General features: G+C 62.5%; 21 protein-coding genes. 14 read left to right on the top strand and 7 right to left on the bottom strand.

Annotation, left to right across the window (positions count from 1 at the left end; genetic code table 11):
* The first annotated feature begins 348 nt into the window (after positions 1–348).
* From kdgD to BW992_RS02945, 6 genes are all read left to right on the top strand, one after another.
* Complete coding sequence (gene kdgD, locus BW992_RS02970) at positions 349–1,260, top strand: 5-dehydro-4-deoxyglucarate dehydratase (protein WP_072430750.1); 912 nt, start codon at positions 349–351, stop codon at positions 1,258–1,260.
* Between the two features lie 127 nt (positions 1,261–1,387).
* A complete protein-coding gene (locus BW992_RS02965) occupies positions 1,388–2,833 on the top strand; it encodes an aldehyde dehydrogenase family protein (RefSeq protein ID WP_072388445.1) in 1,446 nt (481 codons plus the stop codon).
* Positions 2,834–2,917: 84 nt separating this feature from the next.
* Entirely contained in the window at positions 2,918–4,282 is a 1,365-nt protein-coding gene (locus tag BW992_RS02960) for an MFS transporter (protein WP_072388438.1), read from the top strand.
* Positions 4,283–4,295: 13 nt separating this feature from the next.
* On the top strand, positions 4,296–5,849 hold the full coding sequence (gene garD / locus BW992_RS02955; RefSeq protein ID WP_076405566.1) for a galactarate dehydratase: 1,554 nt from the start codon (positions 4,296–4,298) through the stop codon (positions 5,847–5,849).
* A 258-nt stretch (positions 5,850–6,107) separates the two neighbouring features.
* On the top strand, positions 6,108–7,049 hold the full coding sequence (locus BW992_RS02950; RefSeq protein ID WP_076405564.1) for an AEC family transporter: 942 nt from the start codon (positions 6,108–6,110) through the stop codon (positions 7,047–7,049).
* A gap of 85 nt (positions 7,050–7,134) precedes the next feature.
* Positions 7,135–8,094: a DUF4917 family protein gene (locus tag BW992_RS02945; RefSeq protein ID WP_072388431.1), complete on the top strand. Its 960-nt coding sequence runs from the start codon at positions 7,135–7,137 to the stop codon at positions 8,092–8,094.
* Positions 8,095–8,264: 170 nt separating this feature from the next.
* Here BW992_RS02945 and BW992_RS02940 read toward each other — a convergent pair whose 3' ends face one another.
* From BW992_RS02940 to gatC, 6 genes are all read right to left on the bottom strand, one after another.
* Positions 8,265–8,645 carry a carboxymuconolactone decarboxylase family protein gene (locus tag BW992_RS02940; protein WP_072430755.1) on the bottom strand — a complete coding sequence of 127 codons (381 nt, stop codon included), beginning with the start codon at positions 8,643–8,645 and terminating at the stop codon, positions 8,265–8,267.
* Positions 8,642–9,703 (bottom strand): calcium/sodium antiporter, encoded by a 1,062-nt coding sequence (locus tag BW992_RS02935; RefSeq protein ID WP_072388753.1) that lies wholly within the window; start codon positions 9,701–9,703, stop codon positions 8,642–8,644. The genes BW992_RS02940 and BW992_RS02935 overlap by 4 nt, the downstream gene beginning before the upstream one ends.
* A gap of 49 nt (positions 9,704–9,752) precedes the next feature.
* Complete coding sequence (locus BW992_RS02930; protein ID WP_072388427.1) at positions 9,753–10,130, bottom strand: septal ring lytic transglycosylase RlpA family protein; 378 nt, start codon at positions 10,128–10,130, stop codon at positions 9,753–9,755.
* Between the two features lie 149 nt (positions 10,131–10,279).
* Positions 10,280–11,725, bottom strand: a complete 1,446-nt coding sequence (gene gatB, locus BW992_RS02925) for an Asp-tRNA(Asn)/Glu-tRNA(Gln) amidotransferase subunit GatB (RefSeq protein ID WP_072388425.1) — start codon at positions 11,723–11,725, stop codon at positions 10,280–10,282.
* A gap of 10 nt (positions 11,726–11,735) precedes the next feature.
* On the bottom strand, positions 11,736–13,187 hold the full coding sequence (gene gatA / locus BW992_RS02920; RefSeq protein WP_072388423.1) for an Asp-tRNA(Asn)/Glu-tRNA(Gln) amidotransferase subunit GatA: 1,452 nt from the start codon (positions 13,185–13,187) through the stop codon (positions 11,736–11,738).
* A 16-nt stretch (positions 13,188–13,203) separates the two neighbouring features.
* Complete coding sequence (gene gatC, locus BW992_RS02915; protein WP_072388421.1) at positions 13,204–13,491, bottom strand: Asp-tRNA(Asn)/Glu-tRNA(Gln) amidotransferase subunit GatC; 288 nt, start codon at positions 13,489–13,491, stop codon at positions 13,204–13,206.
* Between the two features lie 371 nt (positions 13,492–13,862).
* Between gatC and mreB the strand changes: the two genes are divergently transcribed.
* The 8 genes from mreB to tldD all read left to right on the top strand — a co-directional run bounded on the left by mreB (position 13,863) and on the right by tldD (position 25,012).
* Complete coding sequence (gene mreB / locus BW992_RS02910; protein WP_002555108.1) at positions 13,863–14,900, top strand: rod shape-determining protein MreB; 1,038 nt, start codon at positions 13,863–13,865, stop codon at positions 14,898–14,900.
* 188 nt (positions 14,901–15,088) lie between these two features.
* Positions 15,089–16,129, top strand: coding sequence for a rod shape-determining protein MreC (gene mreC, locus BW992_RS02905; RefSeq protein WP_442961970.1), 1,041 nt, complete (start codon positions 15,089–15,091; stop codon positions 16,127–16,129).
* Positions 16,126–16,614, top strand: coding sequence for a rod shape-determining protein MreD (gene mreD, locus BW992_RS02900; protein ID WP_076405562.1), 489 nt, complete (start codon positions 16,126–16,128; stop codon positions 16,612–16,614). Before mreC ends, mreD begins: the two co-directional genes overlap by 4 nt.
* A gap of 32 nt (positions 16,615–16,646) precedes the next feature.
* Positions 16,647–17,243: a Maf family protein gene (locus tag BW992_RS02895; protein WP_072388415.1), complete on the top strand. Its 597-nt coding sequence runs from the start codon at positions 16,647–16,649 to the stop codon at positions 17,241–17,243.
* 56 nt (positions 17,244–17,299) lie between these two features.
* Complete coding sequence (gene rng / locus BW992_RS02890; RefSeq protein ID WP_072388413.1) at positions 17,300–18,757, top strand: ribonuclease G; 1,458 nt, start codon at positions 17,300–17,302, stop codon at positions 18,755–18,757.
* A 61-nt stretch (positions 18,758–18,818) separates the two neighbouring features.
* The gene (locus BW992_RS02885) at positions 18,819–22,622 is read left to right on the top strand and encodes a YhdP family protein (protein ID WP_076405560.1); all 3,804 of its coding nucleotides are present in this window, start codon (positions 18,819–18,821) and stop codon (positions 22,620–22,622) included.
* A gap of 78 nt (positions 22,623–22,700) precedes the next feature.
* On the top strand, positions 22,701–23,564 hold the full coding sequence (locus tag BW992_RS02880; RefSeq protein ID WP_076405558.1) for a carbon-nitrogen hydrolase family protein: 864 nt from the start codon (positions 22,701–22,703) through the stop codon (positions 23,562–23,564).
* A gap of 5 nt (positions 23,565–23,569) precedes the next feature.
* Positions 23,570–25,012: a metalloprotease TldD gene (tldD, locus tag BW992_RS02875; protein WP_072458690.1), complete on the top strand. Its 1,443-nt coding sequence runs from the start codon at positions 23,570–23,572 to the stop codon at positions 25,010–25,012.
* A 44-nt stretch (positions 25,013–25,056) separates the two neighbouring features.
* On the opposite strand, the gene yjgA is transcribed toward tldD, so the two are convergent.
* On the bottom strand, positions 25,057–25,581 hold the full coding sequence (gene yjgA / locus BW992_RS02870) for a ribosome biogenesis factor YjgA (RefSeq protein ID WP_072388406.1): 525 nt from the start codon (positions 25,579–25,581) through the stop codon (positions 25,057–25,059).
* Positions 25,582–25,635: the final 54 nt, after the last annotated feature.

Genomic DNA, 25,635 nt, shown 5'->3' with positions numbered 1-25,635 from the left:
ACACAGGCTCTTCCTAAGAGGGCTTGCTCACGCCTTACCCGTCGGCGCTGAACAGCCACAGCTGCGTTATCCCCCCATCCCATGACGACGCCTACTGACAGAGTTGACAGTGACGACCAACGGTCTTCACCTCGGCCGTCTCCAGGAATCTTCACCTTCGTAGCTGTCGCCTGGACCACGCTCAAAAGCGCGGTCTACAAGGCCCCTGACGGATTCCGAGCAGTGGCGCTCCACACAAAAGATGAAATGCAGTTGACGTTCTCATTTTAAGTTGTACGATGACTTACAACTTCTGACAGAAGCTTACCTTTCATACACACACAACTTGCGTCCCAGGGTGTTCGAATAATGAATCCACAAGAACTGAAGTCCATCCTCTCGTCTGGCCTGCTGTCGTTCCCGGTCACCGATTTCACTGTCCAAGGCGATTTCAATCGCGACAGCTACATCAAGCGCCTCGAGTGGCTGGCCCCGTACGGCGCTTCTGCGCTGTTCGCAGCAGGCGGCACCGGTGAATTCTTCTCCCTGGCCGCCAGCGAGTATTCGCAAGTCATCAAGACCGCCGTCGACACTTGCGCCACCAGCGTGCCAATCCTTGCCGGTGTTGGCGGTGCCACCCGCCAGGCCATCGAATACGCTCAAGAAGCCGAGCGCCTGGGCGCCAAGGGCCTGTTGCTGCTGCCGCACTACCTGACCGAAGCCAGCCAGGACGGCGTCGCCGCCCACGTTGAAGCCGTGTGCAAATCGGTGAAGATCGGCGTGGTGGTGTACAACCGCAACGTCTGCCGCCTGAACGCCGTTCAGCTGGAACGCCTGGCCGAGCGCTGCCCGAACCTGATCGGCTACAAGGATGGCCTGGGCGATATCGAGTTGATGGTGTCGATCCGTCGTCGCCTGGGCGACCGTTTCAGCTACCTGGGCGGCCTGCCGACCGCCGAAGTCTACGCCGCGGCCTACAAGGCCCTGGGCGTGCCGGTCTATTCCTCGGCGGTGTTCAACTTCATTCCGAAGACCGCCATGGACTTCTACAACGCCATCGCTCGTGATGATCACGCAACTGTTGGCAAGATCATCGACGACTTCTTCCTGCCTTACCTGGACATCCGCAACCGCAAGGCCGGTTACGCAGTGAGCATCGTCAAGGCCGGCGCGAAGATCGTTGGCCACGACGCGGGCCCTGTGCGCACGCCGCTGACCGACCTGCTGCCAGAAGAATACGAAGCCCTGGCCGCGCTGATCGACAAGCAAGGCAAGCAATAACAGACCGACAAGGCCGCTGAGCAATCAGCGGCTTTTTGCGTAAGGCTTGAGCGTTCCCATGCCCGGCGTGGGAGTGCAGCCAGGGACGCTCTGCGTTCCCAGACAGCTTTGTAAGAGGAGTAGCTACGTGGCAGATTCAAAGCGTTTCGATCACTACATCAACGGTCAGTGGGTAGCCGGTGCCGACTATTGCGCCAACATCAACCCGTCCGACCTGTCCGATGTCATCGGTGAATACGCCAAGGCTGACGCCGCCCAAGTCAACGCCGCCATCGACGCGGCACGCGCCGCATTCCCGGCCTGGTCGACTTCGGGTATCCAGGCGCGTCACGATGCGCTGGACAAGGTCGGCACCGAGATCCTCGCCCGCCGTGAAGAGCTCGGCCAATTGCTGGCCCGGGAGGAGGGCAAGACACTGCCCGAAGCCATCGGCGAAGTGACTCGCGCCGGCAATATCTTCAAATTCTTCGCCGGTGAATGCCTGCGCCTGTCCGGCGATTACCTGCCGTCGGTGCGTCCGGGCGTCAACGTCGAAGTCACCCGTGAGGCCCTCGGTGTGGTCGGCCTGATCACCCCGTGGAACTTCCCGATCGCGATTCCGGCCTGGAAAATCGCCCCCGCCCTGGCCTACGGCAACTGCGTGGTGATCAAGCCCGCCGAACTGGTGCCAGGATGTGCCTGGGCCCTGGCCGAAATCATTTCCCGCGCCGGCTTCCCTGCCGGTGTGTTCAACCTGGTGATGGGCAGCGGTCGCGTAGTCGGCGACGTCCTGGTCAACAGCCCGAAAGTCGATGGCATCAGCTTCACCGGTTCCGTGGGCGTAGGTCGGCAGATCGCGGTCAACTGTGTATCGCGCCAGGCCAAGGTGCAGTTGGAAATGGGCGGCAAGAACCCGCAGATCATCCTCGACGATGCCGACCTCAAGCAGGCTGTCGAACTGGCGGTGCAGAGCGCGTTCTACTCCACCGGCCAGCGTTGCACCGCCTCGAGCCGCCTGATCGTGACCGCCGGCATCCACGACAAGTTCGTCGCGGCCATGGCCGAGCGCATGCAGTCGATCAAGGTTGGCCATGCGTTGAAGGCCGGCACCGATATCGGCCCGGTGGTTTCCGAAGCCCAGCTCAGCCAGGACCTGAAATACATCGACATCGGCCAGAGCGAAGGTGCGCGGCTGGTCAGCGGCGGCGGCCTGGTAACCTGCGACACCGAAGGTTATTTCCTGGCGCCGACGCTGTTTGCCGACAGCGAGGCCTCGATGCGCATCAGCCGTGAAGAAATCTTTGGCCCGGTGGCCAACATTGTGCGTGTGGCGGATTACGAGGCGGCGCTGGCCATGGCCAATGACACCGAGTTCGGCCTGTCGGCGGGTATCGCCACCACGTCGTTGAAATACGCCAATCACTTCAAGCGCCATTCCCAGGCGGGCATGGTGATGGTCAACCTGCCAACCGCCGGCGTGGATTACCACGTGCCGTTCGGCGGCCGCAAAGGGTCGTCCTATGGTTCGCGCGAGCAGGGTCGCTATGCGCAAGAGTTCTACACCGTGGTGAAAACTTCATACATCGGTTCCTGACTGCAACACCGTCCGGGCTGGTCTTCCAGCCCGGACGTACAATCTGCTGACCCGCATAAAAATAAATAGTGGGAGTACCTCTAGATGCAAGCGACCAAGCCGACACACGTCCGCTATTTGATCCTGCTCATGCTGTTCCTGGTGACGACGATCAACTATGCCGACCGTGCCACCATCGCCATTGCAGGCTCCAGCCTGCAGAAAGACCTCGGCATCGATGCCGTCACCCTCGGTTATATCTTCTCCGCTTTCGGCTGGGCCTACGTGGCCGGGCAGATCCCCGGCGGCTGGCTGCTCGACCGGTTCGGGTCGAAGAAAGTCTATGCCCTGAGCATCTTCACCTGGTCGCTGTTCACCGTGCTGCAAGGCTACGTCGGTGAATTCGGCCTCTCCACCGCCGTGGTCGCCCTGTTCATGCTGCGCTTCCTGGTAGGACTGGCCGAAGCCCCATCGTTCCCGGGGAACGCGCGCATTGTCGCGGCCTGGTTCCCTACCGCCGAGCGCGGTACGGCATCGGCGATCTTCAACTCGGCCCAATACTTCGCCACCGTACTGTTCGCGCCGCTGATGGGCTGGATCGTCTATCGCTTCGGCTGGCAGCACGTGTTCATCGTGATGGGCCTGATTGGCATCGTGTTCTCGCTGATCTGGCTGAAAGTGATCTACAGCCCGCGCCAGCACCCGATGATCAACGAAGCCGAGTTCAATCACATCGCATCCAATGGGGCGATGGTCGACATGGACCAGGACAAGGGCAAGGACAAGAAAACCGAAGGCCCGAAGTGGGACTACATCCGCCAACTGCTGACCAACCGCATGATGCTTGGCGTGTACCTGGGCCAGTACTGCATCAACGGCATCACCTACTTCTTCCTCACCTGGTTCCCGGTGTACCTGGTTCAAGAGCGTGGCATGACCATCCTCAAGGCCGGTTTCATCGCCTCCTTGCCGGCCATCTGCGGTTTCATCGGTGGTGTGCTGGGTGGGGTGATTTCCGATTACCTGCTGCGCAAGGGGCACTCGCTGACCTTCGCCCGCAAGACGCCGATCATCGCCGGCCTGCTGGTGTCCAGCAGCATCGTGGCGTGCAACTACGTGGACATCGAATGGATGGTGGTGGGTTTCATGGCGCTGGCCTTCTTCGGCAAAGGCGTGGGCGCGCTGGGCTGGGCCGTAGTGTCCGACACATCGCCCAAGCAGATTGCCGGCTTGAGCGGTGGCCTGTTCAATACCTTCGGTAACCTGGCATCGATCACCACGCCGATCGTCATCGGCTACATCATCAGCTCCACCGGTTCGTTCAAGTGGGCGCTGGTGTTCGTGGGTTGCAACGCGCTGATGGCGGTCTTCAGCTACCTGGTCATCGTCGGGCCGATCAAGCGCGTGGTGCTCAAGGAGCCTGCTGCCAAGGATGCCGGCCTTTCCAGCCTGTCCGAAGCCAAATCCTGAAGGAGCCGTGTCGATGCAACTGATTGAACATGCCGACTCGCCTCGTTACATCCGCCTGCATGAGCGGGACAACGTGGTAATCGTCGTCAACGACCAGGGCGTACCGGCCGGGACCGAGTTCCCGGACGGCCTGGTTACCGTGGACTTCGTGCCCCAGAGCCACAAGGTCACCCTGGAGGACATCCCCGAGGGTGGCGAGGTGATCCGCTACGGCCAAGTGATTGGCTATGCGCTGCAACCGATCCCCCGTGGCAGCTGGGTCAAGGAAGACCAGCTGCGCATGCCCACCGCGCCGCCGCTGGAAAGCCTGCCGCTGTCCACCGACGTGCCGGCGGCCGATGCACCACTGCAAGGCTATACCTTCGAGGGTTATCGCAACGCCGACGGTACCGTCGGCACGCGCAACATCCTGGGCATCACCACCACCGTGCAGTGCGTGACCGGGGTGCTGGATCATGCGGTCAAGCGCATCAAGGATGAGCTGCTGCCCAAGTACCCGAACGTCGATGACGTGGTGGCGCTGACCCACAGCTACGGCTGTGGCGTGGCGATCACCGCCACCGACGCTTACATCCCGATTCGTACCGTGCGCAACCTGGCACGCAACCCGAACCTGGGGGGAGAAGCGCTGGTGATCAGCCTGGGCTGCGAGAAATTGCAGGCCGGGCAGGTGATGCACGAGAACGACACTTCGGTGGACTTGAGCGAGCCGTGGTTGTATCGCCTGCAGGATTCCAGCCACGGCTTCACCGAAATGATCGAGCAGATCATGGAACTGGCCGAGACCCGCCTGAAAAAACTCGACCAGCGCCGTCGCGAGACCGTGCCGGCTTCGGAGTTGATCCTGGGCATGCAGTGCGGCGGCAGCGATGCGTTTTCCGGCATCACCGCCAACCCCGCGCTGGGCTATGCCTCGGACCTGCTGCTGCGTGCCGGGGCGACGGTGATGTTTTCCGAAGTCACCGAAGTGCGCGATGCGATCTACCTGCTGACCTCCCGGGCGCAGACCCGAGAAGTTGCTCAAGAGCTGGTGCGGGAAATGGACTGGTACGACCGTTACCTGGCCAAGGGCGAGGCCGACCGCAGTGCCAACACCACGCCGGGGAACAAGAAGGGCGGGTTGTCGAACATCGTCGAGAAATCCCTGGGGTCGATCGTCAAGTCCGGCAGCAGTGCGATCAACGGCGTGCTCGGCCCGGGCGAGCGCTTCAAGCAAAAGGGCCTGATCTTCTGTGCCACACCGGCCAGTGATTTTGTCTGTGGCACCTTGCAACTGGCGGCGGGGATGAACCTGCATGTGTTCACCACCGGCCGGGGCACGCCATACGGCTTGGCCATGGCCCCCGTGGTGAAGGTCTCGACCCGCACCGAACTGGCCCAGCGCTGGCCGGACCTGATCGACATCGATGCCGGACGGATCGCCACCGGCCGGGCCTCCATCGAAGAGCTGGGGTGGGAGCTGTTCCACTACTACCTGGAAGTGGCCAGCGGCAAGAAGCAGACCTGGGCCGAGCGGCACAAGCTGTACAACGACATTACCTTGTTCAACCCGGCGCCGATTACCTGATGATTTGGTGATCGCCGCAGACCCGGTGTGGGAGCGAGCTTGCTCGCGATGGCGGTGGCACATTCGATATTTGTGCAAGCTGAAACACCGCTATCGCGAGCAAGCTCGCTCCCACAGAGGATTTGTGGCGAATACAGGTTCTGTATTCACCCAAAAACAGGGAAGCGAGCCTGCTCGCGATAGCGCTTCACCAGACGCCAACGTCGTTAGTGGCTTATCATTAGCCTCCTAACGACACCCCTCTCAAGGTCCCCCGGCATGCTGGCAATTTTCCTCGAAACCCTGAACGTCACCGCGCCGGTGTTCGCCATGCTGTTTCTGGGGGTGTTGCTCAAGCGCATCGAATGGATCAACGACAATTTCATCCACATCGCCTCGTCCCTGGTATTCAACGTCACCATGCCGGCGCTGTTGTTTCTCGGCATCCTGCACGCGGATCTGCATGCAGCGCTGCAGCCGGATCTATTGATCTACTTTTGCATCGCGACCCTGTTGAGTTTCGCGATGGCCTGGGGCTGGGCGATCTGGCGTTGCCCGCGGGAAGATCGTGGCATCTACACCCAGGGTGCATTTCGCGGCAACAACGGTGTCATCGGCCTGGCGCTGGCGGCGAGCATGTACGGCGACTACGGGATTTCCCTGGGCGCGATCCTCGCGGCGCTGGTGATCCTGTTCTACAACACCCTGTCGACCATCGTGCTGGCGGTCTACAGCCCGGTGATCAAGTCCGATCCGTGGAGCATCTGCAAGAGCGTGATCAGCAATCCGCTGATCATCAGCGTGATCGTCGCCGCGCCGTTCGCCTATTGGCAGATCGGCGTGCCGAACTGGTTCGAGACCTCGGCCAAATACCTGTCGCAAATGACCTTGCCCCTGGCGCTGATTTGCATCGGCGGCACGCTATCGCTGGCGGCCCTGCGCAAGAGCGGCAAGATGGCCCTGAGTTCGAGCCTGGTGAAGATGGTCGGCCTACCGCTGGTGACCACCCTCGGGGCCTGGCTCTGGGGCTTTCGCGGCGCGGAACTGGGGATCCTGTTCCTGTACTTCGGCAGCCCCACCGCGGCCGCCAGCTTCGTCATGGCCCGGGCCGCCGACGGCAACCATGAACTGGCGGCGGCAATCATCGTCATCACCACTTTGATGGCAGCGATTACCACCAACCTGGGGATCTTTGTGTTGCAGTGGGGTGGCTGGATCTAGCCCACGATCTTCTGAATGGTTAAGAGTGGTGGCTCATTGGTATCATTGTGTTGGGACTTAATCAGAACGACACAAGGAAGACTATATGATCACTTTCGAAGAAGCTTTTTCCTTCGATTACAGCTGCCAGCGTTCCATTTTATTGGCGAATGGGTTTTCTCAAGCCTGGAACAAAGATGTTTTCAGTTACAAGAGTCTGTTTTCCAGTGCGCACTTCGGTGAAAGGCATCGGGTGATCCGACGTATCTTCGATACGTTCAAAACATATGATTTTGAGAAGGTCATGAAACGGCTGATCGCCGCAGAAGACATCCTCAGGATCTACAATGCCGACCAGGGGCTGATTGAAGAGATCAAGGCCGATCAGGAAGCCATCAAAAACGCCCTGATTGAGGTGATATCGGCAACCCACCCGGAGTTGCCTCGTGAAGTGACGGATGAGCAATATGTTTCGGTGAGGAAATTTCTCAAGCCCTTCAGCAATGTGTTCACGCTCAATTATGACTTGTTGTTTTATTGGGCGAGAAACCAGTTTGGTCTTGAGCCGGAATATTACACGGACGATGGGTTTCGAGGCGGGCCGTGGGAGGGCCCTGAAACCCAGAATGTTCATTTCCTCCATGGCGGGCTGCACATCTATGACACCCAGGGCGGTATCAGAAAGCACGCATGTTCGGATCAGGGCGAGTCGATCATTGAGCAAGTGAAACGGAACATGGAACACAGAAAGTTTCCCACCTTTGTCTCAGAACCTACACATGAGCGAAAGAAGGTAAGAATTCAGCACAACCCCTATCTCAATTATTGTTTTGAACGATTGGGCCGGTTGCAAGGGGTGTTGTTTATCTATGGACATTCGTTCGATGACAATGACCGACACATCTTCGATCAGATAAAACAGAGCTCGGTAAGCAAGGTTTTTGTGAGTGTCTACGGCGATAAGGACAGTGAAGACAATGTCTTGCTCAAAGGACGCGCTCAAGCTTACCTGGGAGCGCACCGGGTGGAGTTCTTCCAGGCTGAGAGTGCTCGGATCTGGGGTTAACGGCCGGGCCTCAGGCCCGGATTCGCGAGCAGGTTCGCCTCCACATTATCATTGGCCGTGCGCGTTTTTAATGTTGGGGCAAGCCCGCTCCCACATTGGATTTCAGTAGACACAGAACGCATGTGCACCCTGCTGTGGGAGCGAGCCTGCTCGCGATAGCGATCTGACGGTCACTCCGGTTTTTGATAACTATCGATCACTTCCTGCGCCGCCCGAAACGCATCGATCGCCGCCGGCACGCCGGCGTACACCGCGCAATGCAGCAATGCCTCGCGAATCTCTTGCACCGTACAGCCGTTGTTCAGCGCGCCGCGAACATGCCCCTTGAGTTCCTGCGGGCACTTGAGGGCGGTGAGGGCGGCGAGGGTGATCAGGCTGCGGGTTTTCAGCGGCAGGCCTTCGCGGCTCCAGACGCTGCCCCAGGCATGTTCGTTGACGAAGTCTTGCAGCGGCTGGGTGAATTCGGTGGCATTACCCAGGGCGCGGTCGACGAATGCGTCGCCCATCACCTGGCGTCGCATGTCCAGGCCAGTCTTTGGAGTGTCGGTCATGGCAAATCCCTCTTGTGGTGTTGGCGGCGCCAGGCGCGCACGGAGGTGTAGAGCAAAAAGGCGAGCAGCGCCGGCAGGACATAGAACAGCATCAAGCGTTCCAGCTGGCCGGCCAGGGGCATGCCGGTAGTGAACGACACCACGTGCAGCCCATAGGCCAGGTACAGGCCCAGGAACAACAGGCCTTCGGCGCGGGTGACGCGGTAGCCGGAATAGAACACCGGCAGGCACAGCACTGCCACACCGAGCATCACTGGCAGGTCGAAGTCCAGGGCGTTGGGGGAGACCGAAAGCGGCGAGGGCGCGACGAGGGCCGTCACCCCCAGGACCCCCAGCAGGTTGAACAGGTTGCTGCCGATCACGTTGCCCACGGCGATGTCCCGCTGGCCCCGCAGGGCGGCGATCAGCGAAGTGGCGAGCTCCGGCAACGAGGTGCTGACGGCCACGATGGTCAGGCCGATGATGCGTTCCGACAGCCCGAGATCGGTGGCCACTTCCACCGCCGCGCCCAGTAGCAGGTGCCCGGCGAAGATCAACATGGCCAGCCCCAGCACGATCATCGACAGGCTCTTGAACCAGGACGCCGGGGTCACATCGACCGCCACCGCATGGGGGCGCCCCGAATGCCGTGACTGGCGCAACAGCAGGCCGAGATAGATCGCCAGGGCCACCAGCAGCAGGACGCCGTCCAGCTGCGTCAGTGTCTCGTTCCACGCCAGCACGAAAACCAGCAGGCTGGCGCCGATCATCAATGGAATATCCAGGCGCACCAACTGGCGCGAGACGCGCAGCGGAATGATCAGCGCCGACAGCCCGAGGGTAACGAGAATATTGAAGATGCCGCTGCCGATCACGCTGCCCACGGCGATATCGGCGTTCTGCGCCAGGGTCGCCTGCAGGCTGACGGCCATCTGCGGCGCGCTGCTGCCGAAGGCGACGACCGTCAGGCCGATGATCAGTGGACGCACCTGCAGGCGTGCCGCCAGGCCGACGGCGGCTCGCACCAGCAGCTCGGCGCCGGTGATCAGCAACAGCAAGCCGCCGGACAGTTCGAGCAGGCTGAGCAGGGGCAGGGCAGTCAGTAGGGAAATGGCCAGGCTCCGTCTATCAATCGTCGAGGGCTTGCACACGCACCCGGGCGGTGCCGCTGCGCAGCATGCCCAGTTGCTCGGCCGCTGCGCGGGATACGTCGATCAGGCGCCCGCGGGAATACGGACCGCGGTCGTTGATGCGCACCACGACGCTGTCGTTGTTACCCAGGTTGGTGATTTTCACCCGTGTGCCGAACGGCAACTGGCGATGGGCGGCGGTCAGGCCATGCTGGTCGAAACGCTCGCCGCTGGCGGTGCGTTTGCCATGGTGGCGAGCACCGTAATAAGAGGCAACGCCGGTCTGGTCGTAGCCGTGTGGATCGACCGTCCCGCTCTGGCTGGCACAGCCGGCCAGCAGGGACAGCAGCGCGCAGGCGCCGAGGAGACGCTTCATGTAGGGTTTTCCAGATCCAGATGTGGGAGCGAGCTGGCTCGCGAAGAGGCCATCACATTCAACATCGGTGTTGACTGTCATGCCGCTATCGCGCGCCAGCTCGCTCCCACAGGGAATTGAGCCAGACAGCAAGGCTGGCTCCATGTCCATCAGCCCTCGAGCTTGCTTTTCAGCAGTTCGTTGACCTGTTGCGGGTTGGCCTTGCCCTTGGAGGCTTTCATGGCCTGGCCGACGAAGAAGCCGAACATCTTGGCGCGCTTGGCTTCGTCCGCCGCACGGTACTGTTCGACCTGCTCGGCATTGGCCGCGAGCATTTCATCGAGCACGGCAGAGATGGCGCCGGTATCGGTGACCTGCTTCAAGCCGCGCTTCTCGATGATCTCGTCGGCGCTGCCTTCACCATTGGCCATGGCTTCGAAGACCATCTTGGCGATCTTGCCGGAAATGGTGTTGTCCTTGATCCGCAGCAGCATGCCGCCCAGTTGCTCGGCCGAGACCGGCGACTCGTCGATCTCCAGCCCCTGCTTGTTCAACAGGCTGCCCAGTTCGACCATCACCCAGTTGGCCGCCAGCTTGGCGTCGCCACCGATGCTCACGACTTTCTCGAAGTAGTCGGCCTGCTCGCGGCTGCTGGCCAGGACGTTGGCGTCATAGCTCGACAACCCGAACTGCGCCTGGAAGCGCTCGCGCTTCTGGGGTGGCAGTTCCGGCAGGGTAGCGCGCACGTCGTTGAGGAACGAGTCCTCGATGACCACCGGCAACAGGTCCGGGTCGGGGAAGTAACGGTAGTCGTTGGCTTCCTCTTTGCTGCGCATCGGACGGGTCTCGTCCTTGTTCGGATCGTACAGGCGGGTCTGCTGGATGACCTTGCCGCCGTCCTCGATCAGTTCGATCTGGCGTTGGATCTCGCTGTTGATCGCCTTCTCGATGAAGCGGAACGAGTTGACGTTCTTGATCTCGCAGCGCGTGCCGAACTCGACCTGGCCCTTGGGGCGGACCGACACGTTGCAGTCGCAGCGCAACGAGCCTTCGGCCATGTTGCCGTCGCAGATGCCCAGATAGCGTACCAGTGCATGGATCGCCTTGACGTAGGCCACGGCTTCCTTGGCGCTGCGCATGTCCGGCTCGGAAACGATTTCCAGCAGCGGGGTGCCGGCACGGTTCAGGTCGATGCCGGAAGCGCCGTTGAATTCCTCGTGCAGGCTCTTGCCGGCGTCTTCTTCCAGGTGGGCACGAGTGATGCCGACCCGCTTGACCGTGCCGTCTTCCAGGGCGATATCCAGGTGGCCCTTGCCGACAATCGGCAGCTCCATCTGGCTGATCTGGTAGCCCTTGGGCAGGTCCGGGTAGAAGTAGTTCTTGCGGGCAAACACGTTGTGCTGGCCGATCTCGGCATCAATGGCCAGGCCGAACATCACCGCCATGCGCACCGCTTCAGCGTTGAGCACCGGCAGTACGCCGGGCATGCCCAGGTCGACCAGGCTGGCCTGGGTGTTGGGCTCGGAGCCGAACGTGGTGGCGCTACCGGAAAAGATTTTCGATCGGGTGGCGAGCTGGGTATGAATCTCCAGCCCGATCACGACTTCCCATTGCATGTGTTTCTCCTCAGAAGCCGGTTGGGGTGCGGGTGTGCCAGTCGGTATTGAGCTGGTACTGGTGCGCCACATTGAGCAGGCGACCTTCCTGGAAATACGGCGCGAGCAGTTGCACGCCCACCGGCAGGCCATCGACGAAGCCGGCCGGCATGGACAGGCCCGGCAAACCGGCGAGGTTGGCAGTGATGGTGTAGACGTCTTCCAGGTACGCGGCGACCGGGTCGCTGTTCTTGGCGCCGAGTTTCCAGGCCGGGTTCGGCGTGGTCGGGCCGAGGATGACGTCGACTTCGTCGAAGGCGGCCATGAAGTCGTTTTTCACCAGGCGGCGGATTTTCTGCGCCTTGAGGTAGTAGGCGTCGTAGTAGCCAGCGGACAGCGCGTAGGTGCCGACCATGATCCGGCGCTGCACTTCGGCGCCGAAGCCTTCGCCACGGGAGCGCTTGTACAGGTCCACCAGGTTCTGCGGGTTCTCGCAGCGGTAGCCGAAACGCACGCCGTCGAAGCGCGACAGGTTCGAGGAGGCTTCCGCCGGGGCGATGACATAGTAGGCAGGAATGGCGTGCTGCATGTTCGGCAGGCTGATTTGCTTGACCACCGCGCCGAGCTTTTCCAGTTCCTTGATGCTGTTGTGGATCAGCTCGGCGATGCGCGGGTCGAGGCCGGCGCCGAAGTATTCCTTCGGCACGCCGATGCGCAGGCCTTGCAGCGAGCCGTTGAGGCTGGCGCTGTAGTCGGGCACTGGCTCATCGATGCTGGTGGAATCGTTCGGGTCGAAGCCGGCCATGCCTTGCAGCAGGATCGCGCAGTCTTCGGCGGTACGGGCCAGCGGGCCGCCCTGGTCGAGGCTGGAAGCGTAGGCGATCATGCCCCAGCGCGAAACCCGGCCGTAGGTGGGCTTGAGGCCGGTGAGGTTGGTGAAGGCCGCAGGCTGGCGAATCGAGCCGCCGGTGTCGGTGGCGGTGGCGGCCGGCAGCAGGCGCGCGGCCACGGCGGCGGCGGAACCACCGGACGAACCGCCCGGCACGTGTTCCAGGTTCCACGGGTTCTTCACGGCGCCGTAGTGGCTCGACTCGTTGGCCGAGCCCATGGCGAATTCGTCCATGTTGGTCTTGCCCAGGGTCACGGCCCCGGCGGCGGCCAGCTTCGCGACCACGGTGGCGTCATAGGGCGCCTTGAAGTTGTCCAGCATCTTCGAGCCGCAGCTGGTGCGGATGCCCTGGGTGCAGAACAGGTCCTTGTGGGCAATCGGCGCGCCGAGCAGGGCACCGCTTTCACCGTTGGCGCGACGGGCATCGGCGGCCTTGGCCTGGCTCAAGGCCAATTCTTCGGTAAGGCTGATGAAGCTGTTGATCTGTGGGTCGAGCTGGGCGATACGCGCCAGCAGGGCCTTGGTCAGCTCTTCGGAGGAAAACTTTTTATCGGCGAGTCCGCGGGCGATCTCGGCCAGTGTCATGTGATGCATGAGAGGCTCTTTCCCTTTAGTCGATGACTTTCGGAACCAGGTACAGGCCGTTTTCGACCGCTGGTGCGATGGACTGATAGGCCTCGCGGTTATCGGATTCGGTCACGACGTCGGCGCGCAGGCGCTGGCTGGCTTCCAGTGGATGGGCCAGGGGTTCGATACCGTCGGTATCGACGGCCTGCATCTCGTCGACCAGCCCCAGAATGCTGTTCAGGGCGGAAGTGATGTGTGGAAGATCGGCTTCATTGAGGCCCAGGCAGGCCAGATGAGCGATTTTTTCCACGTCGGAGCGTTCAAGCGCCATGGGTTTCTCCAGTGGAAAACAAAACGGACGCAGTCTGTCCGTGTGTTAGATTGTCGGAACACTACCGCATTTCTACGGTCCAGTGCCCTGTATCACGAATTCTGTCCCTTTTTTGACGGCGTCTGTTGCCATCATGCTGCGTTGCCGCCTCTCGCCTTGGCGGGCGATGACTCTTCGCGGCGTCTTGCCTGCCGACAATAGCCGCTCGTCAAAAAGGAACGTATCTGCAAAACAGGGCACTGGCCGCGATCGTGGGGTTTGGTGCATAGAAAAGCGGCCAATTTAACATATTGGCGCCTTGCCCAAAATCCCTGTCGTTGTTAGAGTTTGCCGCACTTTTTTACCCACGCGTTGCCTAGGGTCCCTTTCCCATGTTCAAGAAACTGCGTGGCATGTTTTCCAGCGATCTCTCCATCGACCTGGGCACTGCCAACACCCTTATTTACGTGCGCGAGCGCGGTATCGTCCTGAATGAACCCTCGGTCGTGGCTATCCGCACCCACGGCAACCAGAAGAGTGTCGTGGCTGTCGGTACGGAAGCCAAGCGCATGCTGGGCCGTACACCGGGCAACATCGCAGCCATTCGTCCCATGAAAGACGGCGTGATCGCCGATTTCAGCGTCTGCGAAAAGATGCTGCAGTATTTCATCAACAAGGTTCACGAAAACAGTTTTCTGCAGCCCAGCCCTCGTGTGCTGATCTGCGTTCCATGCAAGTCTACCCAGGTAGAGCGTCGGGCCATCCGTGAGTCGGCCCTCGGCGCTGGTGCCCGCGAAGTGTTCCTGATCGAAGAACCGATGGCCGCGGCCATCGGTGCCGGCCTGCCGGTGGAAGAGGCCCGTGGTTCGATGGTCGTCGACATCGGCGGCGGTACCACCGAAATCGCGTTGATCTCCCTCAACGGGGTGGTCTACGCCGAATCCGTGCGTGTGGGCGGCGACCGTTTCGACGAAGCGATCATCACCTACGTGCGTCGCAACTACGGCAGCCTGATCGGTGAGTCCACCGCCGAGCGCATCAAGCAGGAAATCGGTACGGCCTACCCGGGCGGCGAAGTTCGCGAAGTCGACGTTCGTGGCCGTAACCTGGCCGAAGGCGTTCCACGGGCCTTCACCCTGAACTCCAACGAAGTTCTGGAAGCGCTGCAGGAATCCCTGGCCACTATCGTTCAGGCCGTCAAGAGCGCCCTGGAGCAGTCGCCGCCGGAACTGGCGTCGGACATCGCCGAGCGCGGCCTGGTGCTGACCGGTGGTGGTGCGCTGCTGCGTGACCTCGACAAGCTGCTGGCCCAGGAAACAGGCCTGCCGGTGATCGTGGCCGAAGACCCGCTGACTTGCGTTGCCCGCGGCGGTGGCCGTGCCTTGGAGATGATGGACAAGCACACCATGGACCTGCTCTCCAGCGAATAATCGCCGGATTGCGTTACATGGGGGCGCACACAGGCAGCACTTTGCAGTGCTGCCTGTTGGCGTTTATCTTCTGTCATTCGTATCCAGGCCGGTTCGATACCGTATGAATAAAGAGAACGTTTGCCTGGGAGGAGCGGCTTATTAAACCGCTTTTTGCCAAAGGCCCCTCGCTGGGTGTGCGCCTGCTGGTGCTGGCCGTGCTATCGGTCGCGCTGATGGTGGTCGATGCCCGCTTCACGCTGCTCAAGCCCGTGCGCAGCCAGATGTCCCTGGTCCTGATGGAGTCGTACTGGATCACCGACCTGCCGCAACGGTTGTGGCAAGGTGTGGCCAGCCAGTTCGGCAGCCGCACCGAGCTGGTCGCCGAAAACGAGAAACTCAAGACTGAAAACCTGCTGCTGCAGGGGCGCATGCAAAAGCTGGCAGCCCTCACCGAGCAGAACGTGCGGCTGCGCGAGTTGCTCAATTCTTCCGCGTTGGTCAACGAAAAGGTCGAAGTGGCCGAGTTGATCGGCATGGACCCCAACCCCTTCACCCATCGCATCATCATCAACAAGGGTGAGCGCGACGGCGTGGTCCTTGGCCAGCCGGTGCTCGACGCCCGTGGCCTGATGGGCCAGGTGGTGGAGTTGATGCCCTACACATCCCGTGTGCTGCTGCTGACCGACACCACCCACAGCATTCCCGTGCAGGTCAACCGCAACGGCTTGCGGGCGATTGCCAGCGGCACCGGCAACCCCGAGCGACTGGAGTTGCGGCACGTGGCTGATACCGCCGATATCAAGGAAGGCGACCTGCTGGTCAGCTCCGGCCTCGGCCAGCGGTTCCCGGCCGGTTATCCGGTGGCGACGGTCAAGGAAGTCATCCATGACTCCGGCCAGCCATTCGCCATCGTTCGTGCGGTACCGACGGCCGCGCTGAACCGCAGTCGCTACCTGCTGCTGGTGTTCAGCGACAACCGTACGCCGGAAGAGCGCGCCAACGACGCTGCCGTGGCCCAGGAAGCCCAGGACCGGCAGGGTGGTGACGCCGCGACTCCTGGCGGCGCGACCCCGGCCGCGACGCCGAGCCCATCGACACCCGCACCAGCCGCGCCTGCCTCGCCAACCCCACCGGCCGCTGCACCTGCGGCCACACCGGCCAGGCCTGCCGCCCATGCGCCGGCGCCCCGTCCCGCGACCAAGCCACCTGCCGCCACGCCGGCCACCAGGGGAGCAAGAGAAGAATGAGCAGTACTCAATCCGGTAACGGCTGGATGGTCTGGCTGACCTTTGCCATCGGCCTGTTGCTCAGCGTTTCGCCCTTGCCGCAGTTCATGGAAATCCTGCGCCCGCTGTGGCTGGCGCTGCTGCTGGCCTTCTGGGCCCTGGCGCTGCCGCACAAGGTGGGCATGGTCACCGCCTGGTGCCTGGGGCTGGCCGAGGATGTGCTCTACGGCACGCTGCTGGGCCAGAACGCGCTGATCCTCACCCTGATCACCTTCCTGGTGCTGTCGTTGCAGCAACGCCTGCGGATGTTCCCGATGTGGCAGCAAAGCCTGGTGATCCTGGTGATCTTCGGCCTGGCGCAACTGGTGCAACTATGGCTCAGCGCCCTGACCGGCAATCGCCAGCCGACCCTGGCGCTGGTATTGCCCGCCCTGGTCAGTGCGTTGCTCTGGCCATGGATCAGCTTCGGTTTGCGCGGCCTGCGCCTGCGTTTCAAAATCAACTGATTCGTTCGGGCATTTGAGAGGAAAGTGTCTTGATGAAATCGCTTTACCTCGCCTCCGGCTCACCGCGCCGACGTGAACTGCTCACGCAGATCGGCGTGACTTTTACCGCTATCGCAGCGGATATCGACGAAACTCCCCAGGACAACGAAAGCCCATCGGCCTATGTCGAACGCCTTGCGCGCGGCAAGGCCGAGGCCGGGCGACGGGCCATGCCCATCGGCGATGACGGCTGTGTGCTGGGAGCCGATACCGCCGTGGTACTGGATGGGCGGATCCTCGGCAAACCGCTGGATCAGGCGGATTCCCTGGCCATGCTGATGGCCTTGTCCGGTCGCGACCACCAGGTGTTGACGGCCATCGCCGTGCTGGACGGGCAGCGCTGCGAGTCTCGTGTCGTCGGCAGTCGGGTGCGTTTTCGCACGATCACTGAACGGGAGGCCCTTGCCTATTGGGCCAGCGGTGAACCCCGGGACAAGGCCGGCAGCTATGGTATCCAGGGGCTGGGAGCGGTGTTCGTCGCCGGGCTCGAGGGCAGCTATTCGGCGGTGGTCGGCCTGCCGCTGTGCGAAACCGCAGAACTGTTGGGCCATTTCGGCATACCCTGTTGGCAAACCTTCAATGCGCGTTGAGCGCCGTCCGACCTGATGCGGCCATTATCGTGAACATGCCTGAACGAGACCCTGCCATGAGTGAAGAGATCCTGATCAACATCACGCCGATGGAATCGCGCGTGGCGGTGGTTGAAAACGGTGTGTTGCAAGAGGTTCATGTCGAGCGCACGCAGAAGCGCGGCATTGTCGGCAATATCTACAAGGGCAAGGTGGTGCGGGTGTTGCCGGGCATGCAGGCGGCATTCGTCGATATCGGCCTGGACCGCGCAGCGTTCATCCATGCCTCGGAAATCTCCATGCGCGAGGGGCCGGCGGTGGAAAGCATCGGCGCCCTGGTCCATGAAGGCCAGAGCCTGGTGGTGCAGGTCACCAAGGACCCCATCGGCTCCAAGGGCGCGCGCCTGACCACGCAACTGTCCATTCCGTCGCGCTACCTGGTGTACATGCCGCGTACCGCCCACGTCGGGATTTCCCTGAAGATCGAGGACGAAGCCGAGCGCGAGCGCCTCAAGCAGGTGGTCAGCGACTGTGTGGAAAAAGAAGGCATCAAGGAGACCGGCGGCTTTATCCTGCGCACCGCCGCCGAAGGGGCCGGGGCCGATGAGATCCTCATGGATATCCGCTACCTGCGCAGGCTCTGGGACCAGATTGCCGCCCAGATCAAGACCATCGCCACTCCCAGCGTGATCTACGAGGACCTGGGCCTGGCACTGCGGACCCTGCGGGACCTGGTCAGCCCCAAGATCGAGAAAATCCGCATCGATTCCCGGGAAACCTTCCAGAAGACCACTCAGTTCGTGGCCGAGCTGATGCCGGAAATCGCCGACCGTCTCGAGCATTACCCCGGCGAGCGGCCGATATTCGACCTGTACGGCGTCGAGGACGAGATCCAGAAAGCCCTCGAGCGCAAGGTGCCGCTCAAGTCCGGCGGGTACCTGGTGGTGGACCCGGCCGAAGCCATGAGCACCATCGACGTCAATACCGGTGCCTTCGTCGGCCACCGCAACCTCGAAGAAACCATCTTCAAGACCAACCTCGAGGCGGCCACGGCCATTGCCCGGCAATTGCGCCTGCGCAACCTGGGCGGGATCATCATCATCGACTTCATCGACATGGAAGACGAAGAGCATCAGCGCCAGGTGTTGAGGACGCTGGAGAAACAACTCGAGCGCGATCACGCCAAGACCAACATCATCGGTATCACCGAGCTGGGCCTGGTGCAGATGACCCGCAAGCGCACTCGTGAAAGCCTCGAGCAAGTGCTGTGCGAACCATGCAGCAGCTGCCAGGGACGGGGCAAGCTCAAGACCCCGGAAACCGTGTGTTACGAAATCTTCCGGGAAATTCTCCGGGAAGCGCGCGCCTACCAGGCCACCGGCTATAGAGTGTTGGCTAACCAGAAAGTGGTGGACCGCCTGCTCGACGAGGAATCGGGTAATGTCGCGGAGTTGGAGGCCTTTATCGGGCGAACGATTCGCTTCCAGGTCGAAACCATGTATTCCCAGGAACAATACGACGTTGTGCTGCTCTGACGTGGCTCCTGAAACAGCGATCTCGCTGATTTGAACACCATTGCCAGGGGAGTCTGCTGACATGGAGCGTTTGATACGCATTTTGGCCACGCTGACCCGTTGGGGGCTGGGTCTGTGCGCGCTGCTGTTGGTACTGCTGGCATTGTATGTCAGCCTTGGCCGGGAGCTGGCGCCCCTGGTGGCGGAGTATCGCGCAGAGGTCGAGACCCGGGCCGGCGATGCCTTGGGCATGCCCGTGCACATTGGCAGCCTGGAGGGTGGCTGGAGCGCATTGGCGCCGATCCTGTCGGCCCACGACGTGACGGTGGGAGACGGCGCCAATGCCCTGCACCTGGACCAGGTGCGGGCCGTACCCGACTTGTGGGGCAGCCTGCTGGCGCGTCAGGTGCGCATCGCTCATCTGGAGCTTGGCGGCCTGAAAGTCAGCCTCAAGGAAGGCGCGGACGGCCAGTGGGCCCTGGAAGGCCTGCCGGTGAAGGACGACCAGCCCCTGGATCCGCAGCAGTTGCTGGAGCGCATGCAGATGATCTCCAGGCTTTCGATCCTCGACAGCCAGGTCACCTTGCAACCCCTGGAACAATCGCCGCTGACCCTGACCTATGTCGGCCTGAGCCTGAAGACCGGGGCCACCCGTCAGCGCCTGGATGCCCGCCTGACCCTGCCCGACGGCCAACCGGTGGCGCTCAACCTGCGCACCCGCATCCGGGCCAGCGATTGGAAGAACGGTCAGGCCGAAGCCTACCTGAGCCTGCCCCAGAGTGACTGGTCGAAATGGCTGCCCAAAGGCCTGACCCGACAATGGCATTTCTCCCAGCTCAAGGCGGGCGGTGAACTCTGGTTGAGCTGGGGCGCGGGGACGCTGCAAAGTGCGGCCGTACGCTTGAATGCGCCGCAGCTCACGGGAGCCTATGCCGAGCGCAAGCCGGTGCAGGTCCGCAACCTGGCGCTCGATGGGTATTTCCAGCGTGGCGCGGACGGTTTTACCGCGACGTTCGACTCCCTGGCGATGAGCCTGGGGGAAACCCGCTGGGAGTCGCGCCTGCAATTGCAACAGAGTGCCGCCACCGAGAAGGCCGAAGAACTCTGGCACCTGCAGGCCGACCGCCTCGACCTGACCCCGCTCACGCCCCTGCTCCATTCCCTGGCACCGTTGCCCGAAGGCGTCGCGACGGCGATCGATCGGCTCAAGGTGACCGGCGCCTTGCGCAACGTGCTGCTGGACTACCGTCCACAGAACGCTGGCGATCGCAAGGTCAGCTTCGCCACCAACCTGGATACCGTCGGGTTCGATGCCTATCGCGGCGCACCGGCGGCGCGCAACGTCTCGGGCAGCCTCAGTGGCGACCTCGGTGGCGGTGAGCTGCGCATGGACAGCAAGGATTTCGTCCTGCACCTGGACCCGATCTTCGCCAAGCCGTGGCAGTACCTGCAGGCTAACGCACGGTTGACCTGGAAACTGGACAAGCAAAGCTTCACCCTGATCGCGCCCTACCTGAAGGTGCTGGGAGAGGAGGGCAGGATCGCCGGCGATTTCCTGATTCGCCTGCACCTGGACCACAGCCAGGAGGACTACATGGACCTGCGGGTGGGCCTGGTGGATGGCGACGGTCGCTACACCGCCAAGTATCTGCCGGCGGTCCTGAGCCCGGCCCTGGACGAGTGGCTGCGTACGGCCATCGTCAAAGGGGCGGTAGACCAGGGTTTTTTCCAGTACCAAGGCTCGCTTAACCACGGTGCCGGAGACGCGGCCCGCAGCATCAGCCTGTTTTTCAAGGTTCATGACGCCGAACTGGCGTTCCAGCCGGGCTGGCCTTCGGTCAGCAAGGTCAGCGGCGACGTCTTCGTCGAGGACAGCGGCGTGCGTATCTATGCCAGCCAGGGCCAGTTGCTGGACACGCAGGTCAAGGACGTCACGGTGGAAATTCCCCATGCCCCGAGCGGGCAACCTTCGCATCTGCTGTTGGACGGCGGGTTCGCTGGCGGCCTGGGAGACGGTCTGAAAATCCTCCAGACGGCACCGATCGGCACCGCCGAGACGTTCGCCGGATGGGAAGGCGAGGGGAGTCTGCAAGGCAATGTGAAGCTGGACATTCCCCTGGCCAAGGGCGAGCAGCCCAAGATTCTCGTGGACTTCAATACCGACAAGGCCCGGCTCAAGCTCAGCGAGCCGGCGCTGGAGTTGACCCAGCTCAAAGGCGACTTGCGCTTCGACAGCAGCAAGGGGCTGAGCGGCAAGAACATTTCCGCCCAGGCATTCGACCGGCCCGTGACGGCGCAGATCTTTGCCGAAGGCCGTGCCGGTGCGCTCAATACCCGGATAACGGCGTCCGGACGGGTGGAGACCAAGAAGCTCACCGACTGGCTGGGCGTCACCCAGGCGTTGCCCGTATCCGGGGTGATTCCGTATCAGTTGCAAGTCATCCTGGACGGCGCCGACAGCCAGTTGTCGGTCAACTCCAATCTCAAGGGCGTGGCCGTGAACCTGCCCGCGCCTTTTGGCCTGGCAGCCGATGTCGGCCGTGACACGGTGTTTCGCATGACGCTGCAAGGCGCGGAGCGACGCTATTGGGTGGACTACGGCGATGTGGCCAATTTCACCTATGCGGCACCGAGCGGCAAGGTGGCCGAAGGGCGTGGCGAGCTGCTGCTGGGGGATGGCGATGCCGTGTTGCCGGGCGCCAAGGGCATACGGCTGCGAGGCTCGCTGCCTGAGCTGGACGTGGAGCCCTGGCAGGAACTGGTGAACAAATACGCAGGTCACGACCCGGGCGGCAGCGCCAGGCAACTGCTCAGCGGCGCCGACCTGAAGGTGGGCAAGCTCACGGCCATGGGCACGACCCTGGACCAGGTGGCGCTGCAGCTCGACCGCAAGCCGGACGCCTGGGCCTTGCGCCTCGACAGCCAGCAGGCCAAGGGCAATGTCAGCCTGCCGGACGCCAAGGCCGCGCCCATCGGCATCAAGCTGGATTATGTCCGCCTGCCGGCTGCGGACCCGACGGTACAGGCCGACGAAAATGCCCCAGACCCGTTGGCATCGGTCGATCCCACCCGGATCCCGGCCATGGATATCGCCATCGGCCAATTGTTCCAGGGCACTGACCTGATCGGCGCGTGGTCTCTGAAAGTACGGCCGACTGCCAAGGGCATCGCGCTGAGCAACCTGGACATGGGGCTCAAGGGCATGGTCTTGAACGGCAGCGGCGGTTGGGAAGGTGCGCCAGGCGCCACCAGCAGTTGGTACAAGGGACGCATCAGCGGCAAGAACCTGGCCGACGTGCTCAAGGGTTGGGGCTTCGCCCCCAGCGTGACCAGCCAGGAGTTCCGCCTGGATGTCGATGGCCGTTGGCCCGGCTCGCCGGCGTGGGTCGCCACCAAGCGCTTTTCCGGCAGCCTCGATGCCTCGCTGAGCAAGGGCCAGTTCGTCGAGATCGAAGGCAGCGCCCAGGCGCTGAGGGTATTCGGTTTGCTGAACTTCAACTCCATCGGCCGACGGCTGCGCCTGGATTTCTCCGATCTGTTCGGCAAGGGCCTGAGCTATGACCGGGTCAAGGGGCTGCTGGTGGCCAGCGATGGTGTCTACGTGACCCGTGAACCCATTACGCTGACGGGGCCGTCGAGCAACCTGGAACTCAACGGAACGCTGGACATGGTGGGCGACCGGGTCGACGCCAAGCTGCTGGTGACGCTGCCGGTGACCAATAACCTGCCGATTGCCGCGCTGATTGTCGGCGCACCGGCGGTGGGAGGCGCATTGTTTCTGATCGATAAACTGATCGGCGACCGCGTGGCGCGGTTCGCCAGCGTAAGATACGACGTCAAAGGGCCTTGGAAGGAGCCGAAGATCACCTTCGACAAGCCGTTCTGATGGACGATGGGATAACTCCCGTGGGAGCGAGCTTGCGCGCCCCCACAGGAGAATGATGCAGAAAATGAGGGAAACACCATGCCAGTCGCCGTGATTCAAATGGTCAGCCAGAGCGATGTGCTCTCCAATCTGGCCCGCGCCCGGGTACTGCTGGAGCAGGCCGCTGCCGGCGGCGCGAGACTGGCGGTACTGCCCGAGAATTTCGCGGCCATGGGACGGCGTGACATTGCCGACATCGGTCGCGCCGAAGCCTTTGGTCAGGGGCCGATCCTGCCCTGGTTGAAACAGGTCGCCCGCGACCTCAGGTTATGGATCGTGGCCGGGACGTTGCCCTTGCCGCCGGTGGATCGGCCCGAGGCCAAGGCCCATGCCTGTTCGCTGTTGGTGGACGATCAGGGCCAGGTGGTGGCGCGCTACGACAAGCTGCACCTGTTCGACGTGGACGTGGCGGACAATCGGGGACGCTATCGTGAGTCGGATGACTATGCTTATGGCGGTAACGTGGTGGTCGCCGATACGCCCGTAGGGCGGGTGGGCCTGACGGTCTGCTATGACTTGCGTTTTCCGGAACTCTATAGCGAGCTCCGGGCTGCCGGGGCCGAGCTGATCACCGCGCCCTCGGCGTTCACGGCGGTCACCGGTGCCGCTCATTGGGAGGTGTTGATTCGCGCCCGGGCCATTGAAACCCAGTGCTACGTGCTGGCGGCCGCACAGGGTGGCGTGCATCCGGGGCCACGTGAAACCTTTGGCCACGCCGCCATCGTCGACCCGTGGGGGCGGGTGCTGGCGCACCAGGATCAAGGCGAAGCCGTGCTGCTGGCCGAGTTGGACAGCAGCGAACAGGCGTCCATCAGGGCGCGCATGCCGGTGGCAAGCCATCGGCGCTTTTTCTCGCAGGGCGCTCGACAGCGGCCTGTCCAAGACGACGAATTCAAGGCGTAGAACATATGAGCGGGTTGTTGTCCTCAGTCAGCGAACACCTTTTAGCCCCCGGCGGCGTGACCCTGGAAAGCCTGCAGAGCGTGCTGGGCGACCTGGCCGGCCCGGGCATCGATGCAGCCGACCTGTATTTCCAGGGGCAGATTTCCGAGTCCTGGTCCCTGGAAGACGGTATCGTCAAGGAAGGCAGTTTCAACCTTGACCAGGGGGTGGGTGTACGGGCCCAGTCCGGGGAAAAGACCGGTTTTGCCTACAGCAACGCCATCACCCTGGAAGCCCTCGCAGCTGCCGCCCGCGCGGCCCGCTCGATTTCCCGTGCCGGGCAGAACGGCAAGGTCCAGGCATTCACCCGCCAGGACGTCGCGCAGTTGTATGCGCCGGACAACCCGCTTGAGGTGATGAGCCGCGCCGAAAAGGTCGAGCTGCTCAAGCGTATCGACGTCGCCACCCGTGCCCTGGACCCACGTATCCAGCAGGTGTCGGTGAGCATGGCCGGGGTCTGGGAGCGGATCCTGGTGGCCTCCACCGATGGCGGCCTGGCGGCGGACGTACGGCCACTGGTGCGTTTCAACGTCAGCGTGATCGTCGAGCAGAACGGTCGCCGCGAGCGTGGCGGCCACGGCGGTGGCGGACGTACCGACTACCGTTATTTCCTCAGCGAAGACCGCGCCATGGGCTACGCCCGCGAGGCGTTGCGCCAGGCCCTGGTCAACCTGGAAGCGATTCCGGCGCCGGCTGGCACGTTGCCAGTGGTGCTGGGGTCCGGCTGGTCCGGCGTGCTGCTGCATGAAGCGGTGGGCCATGGCCTGGAAGGGGATTTCAACCGCAAGGGCAGTTCGGCCTATAGCGGACGCATGGGCGAGATGGTCGCCTCGAAACTCTGCACCATTGTCGATGATGGCACCCTGGCCGGACGGCGCGGTTCATTGAGCGTCGATGACGAAGGCACCCCGACCGAATGCACCACGCTGATCGAAAACGGCGTGCTCAAGGGTTACATGCAGGACAAGCTCAACGCCCGGCTCATGGGCGTGGCCCGCACCGGCAACGGGCGCCGGGAATCCTACGCGCACCTGCCCATGCCGCGCATGACCAACACTTACATGCTGGGTGGCCAGAGCGACCCGGCTGAGATCATCGCTTCGGTGAAGAAAGGCATCTACTGCGCCAACCTCGGCGGCGGCCAGGTAGACATCACCAGCGGCAAGTTCGTGTTCTCCACCAGCGAGGCCTACCTGATCGAAGACGGCAAGATCACCGCGCCAGTCAAGGGCGCGACGCTGATCGGCAACGGACCGGAGGCGATGAGCAAGGTGTCGATGGTGGGTAACGACCTGGCGCTGGACAGCGGCGTGGGTACATGTGGCAAGGATGGGCAATCGGTGCCAGTGGGTGTCGGGCAGCCGACCCTGAAGATCGATGCGATTACCGTGGGTGGCACGGGCGCATGATGGGAGCGTCGGGTGGAGTGCAAGGCCTCCACCCGTGGCGCGACTCAGCGCAAACCGCGTTGAGTCTCGTCCAGCTCACGGATGTACTTGAAGATTTTACGGCTCGAGGCCGGTGGCTTGTTCTGCGCCAGTTCGTGCTGGGCCTGACGGATCAGGGAGCGCAATTGCTGGCGATCGGCCTCCGGGTACTCGATGACGAATTTTTCCAGGGTGCCGTCGTCGCCCGCGATCAGGCGATCACGCCAGCGCTCCAGGTTATGGAAGCGTTCGTTGTATTGCCGGGTGGAGGCATCGAGTTGATCGAGCAGGACCAGGATGGCGCTGGTGTCCTGATCTCGCATCAGTTTGCCGATGAACTGCAGGTGCCGTTTACGCGCGATGTTCGCGGTGTGCTTGGGCGCATCGGCCAGGGCCCGGCGCAGGGCGTCGGTCAGGGGCAGTTTGGCCAGCAAGTCGGGCTTGAGTGTCGTGAGGCGCTCGCCGAGGTCAACCAGAGCATGCAGCTCGCGTTTGACCTGGGATTTGCTTTTTTCGCCCTCGTAGAGGGAGTCGTCGTAAGAATCAACCATGGTGGCAGTCCGCAAAGAAACGCCGCCATGATAACCAGTCGGGGGCCGCTTGTC

Origin of the sequence: Pseudomonas sp. 7SR1 (genome assembly GCF_900156465.1) — a bacterium.
In the GTDB taxonomy this organism is placed as follows: domain Bacteria; phylum Pseudomonadota; class Gammaproteobacteria; order Pseudomonadales; family Pseudomonadaceae; genus Aquipseudomonas.
The sequence above is the reverse complement of the archived record's forward strand: the minus strand, read 5'-3'. Positions and strand labels throughout refer to the sequence as shown.

What these genes read in the sequence shown, in the direction of transcription:
- kdgD (WP_072430750.1), top strand. Translation starts at nt 349, where the DNA reads ATGAATCCACAAGAACTGAAGTCCATCCTCTCGTCTGGCCTGCTGTCG.
- BW992_RS02960 (WP_072388438.1), top strand. Translation starts at nt 2,918, where the DNA reads ATGCAAGCGACCAAGCCGACACACGTCCGCTATTTGATCCTGCTCATG.
- garD (WP_076405566.1), top strand. Translation starts at nt 4,296, where the DNA reads ATGCAACTGATTGAACATGCCGACTCGCCTCGTTACATCCGCCTGCAT.
- BW992_RS02950 (WP_076405564.1), top strand. Translation starts at nt 6,108, where the DNA reads ATGCTGGCAATTTTCCTCGAAACCCTGAACGTCACCGCGCCGGTGTTC.
- BW992_RS02945 (WP_072388431.1), top strand. Translation starts at nt 7,135, where the DNA reads ATGATCACTTTCGAAGAAGCTTTTTCCTTCGATTACAGCTGCCAGCGT.
- BW992_RS02940 (WP_072430755.1), bottom strand. Translation starts at nt 8,645, where the DNA reads ATGACCGACACTCCAAAGACTGGCCTGGACATGCGACGCCAGGTGATG.
- BW992_RS02930 (WP_072388427.1), bottom strand. Translation starts at nt 10,130, where the DNA reads ATGAAGCGTCTCCTCGGCGCCTGCGCGCTGCTGTCCCTGCTGGCCGGC.
- gatB (WP_072388425.1), bottom strand. Translation starts at nt 11,725, where the DNA reads ATGCAATGGGAAGTCGTGATCGGGCTGGAGATTCATACCCAGCTCGCC.
- gatA (WP_072388423.1), bottom strand. Translation starts at nt 13,187, where the DNA reads ATGCATCACATGACACTGGCCGAGATCGCCCGCGGACTCGCCGATAAA.
- gatC (WP_072388421.1), bottom strand. Translation starts at nt 13,491, where the DNA reads ATGGCGCTTGAACGCTCCGACGTGGAAAAAATCGCTCATCTGGCCTGC.
- mreB (WP_002555108.1), top strand. Translation starts at nt 13,863, where the DNA reads ATGTTCAAGAAACTGCGTGGCATGTTTTCCAGCGATCTCTCCATCGAC.
- mreD (WP_076405562.1), top strand. Translation starts at nt 16,126, where the DNA reads ATGAGCAGTACTCAATCCGGTAACGGCTGGATGGTCTGGCTGACCTTT.
- BW992_RS02895 (WP_072388415.1), top strand. Translation starts at nt 16,647, where the DNA reads ATGAAATCGCTTTACCTCGCCTCCGGCTCACCGCGCCGACGTGAACTG.
- rng (WP_072388413.1), top strand. Translation starts at nt 17,300, where the DNA reads ATGAGTGAAGAGATCCTGATCAACATCACGCCGATGGAATCGCGCGTG.
- BW992_RS02885 (WP_076405560.1), top strand. Translation starts at nt 18,819, where the DNA reads ATGGAGCGTTTGATACGCATTTTGGCCACGCTGACCCGTTGGGGGCTG.
- BW992_RS02880 (WP_076405558.1), top strand. Translation starts at nt 22,701, where the DNA reads ATGCCAGTCGCCGTGATTCAAATGGTCAGCCAGAGCGATGTGCTCTCC.
- tldD (WP_072458690.1), top strand. Translation starts at nt 23,570, where the DNA reads ATGAGCGGGTTGTTGTCCTCAGTCAGCGAACACCTTTTAGCCCCCGGC.
- yjgA (WP_072388406.1), bottom strand. Translation starts at nt 25,581, where the DNA reads ATGGTTGATTCTTACGACGACTCCCTCTACGAGGGCGAAAAAAGCAAA.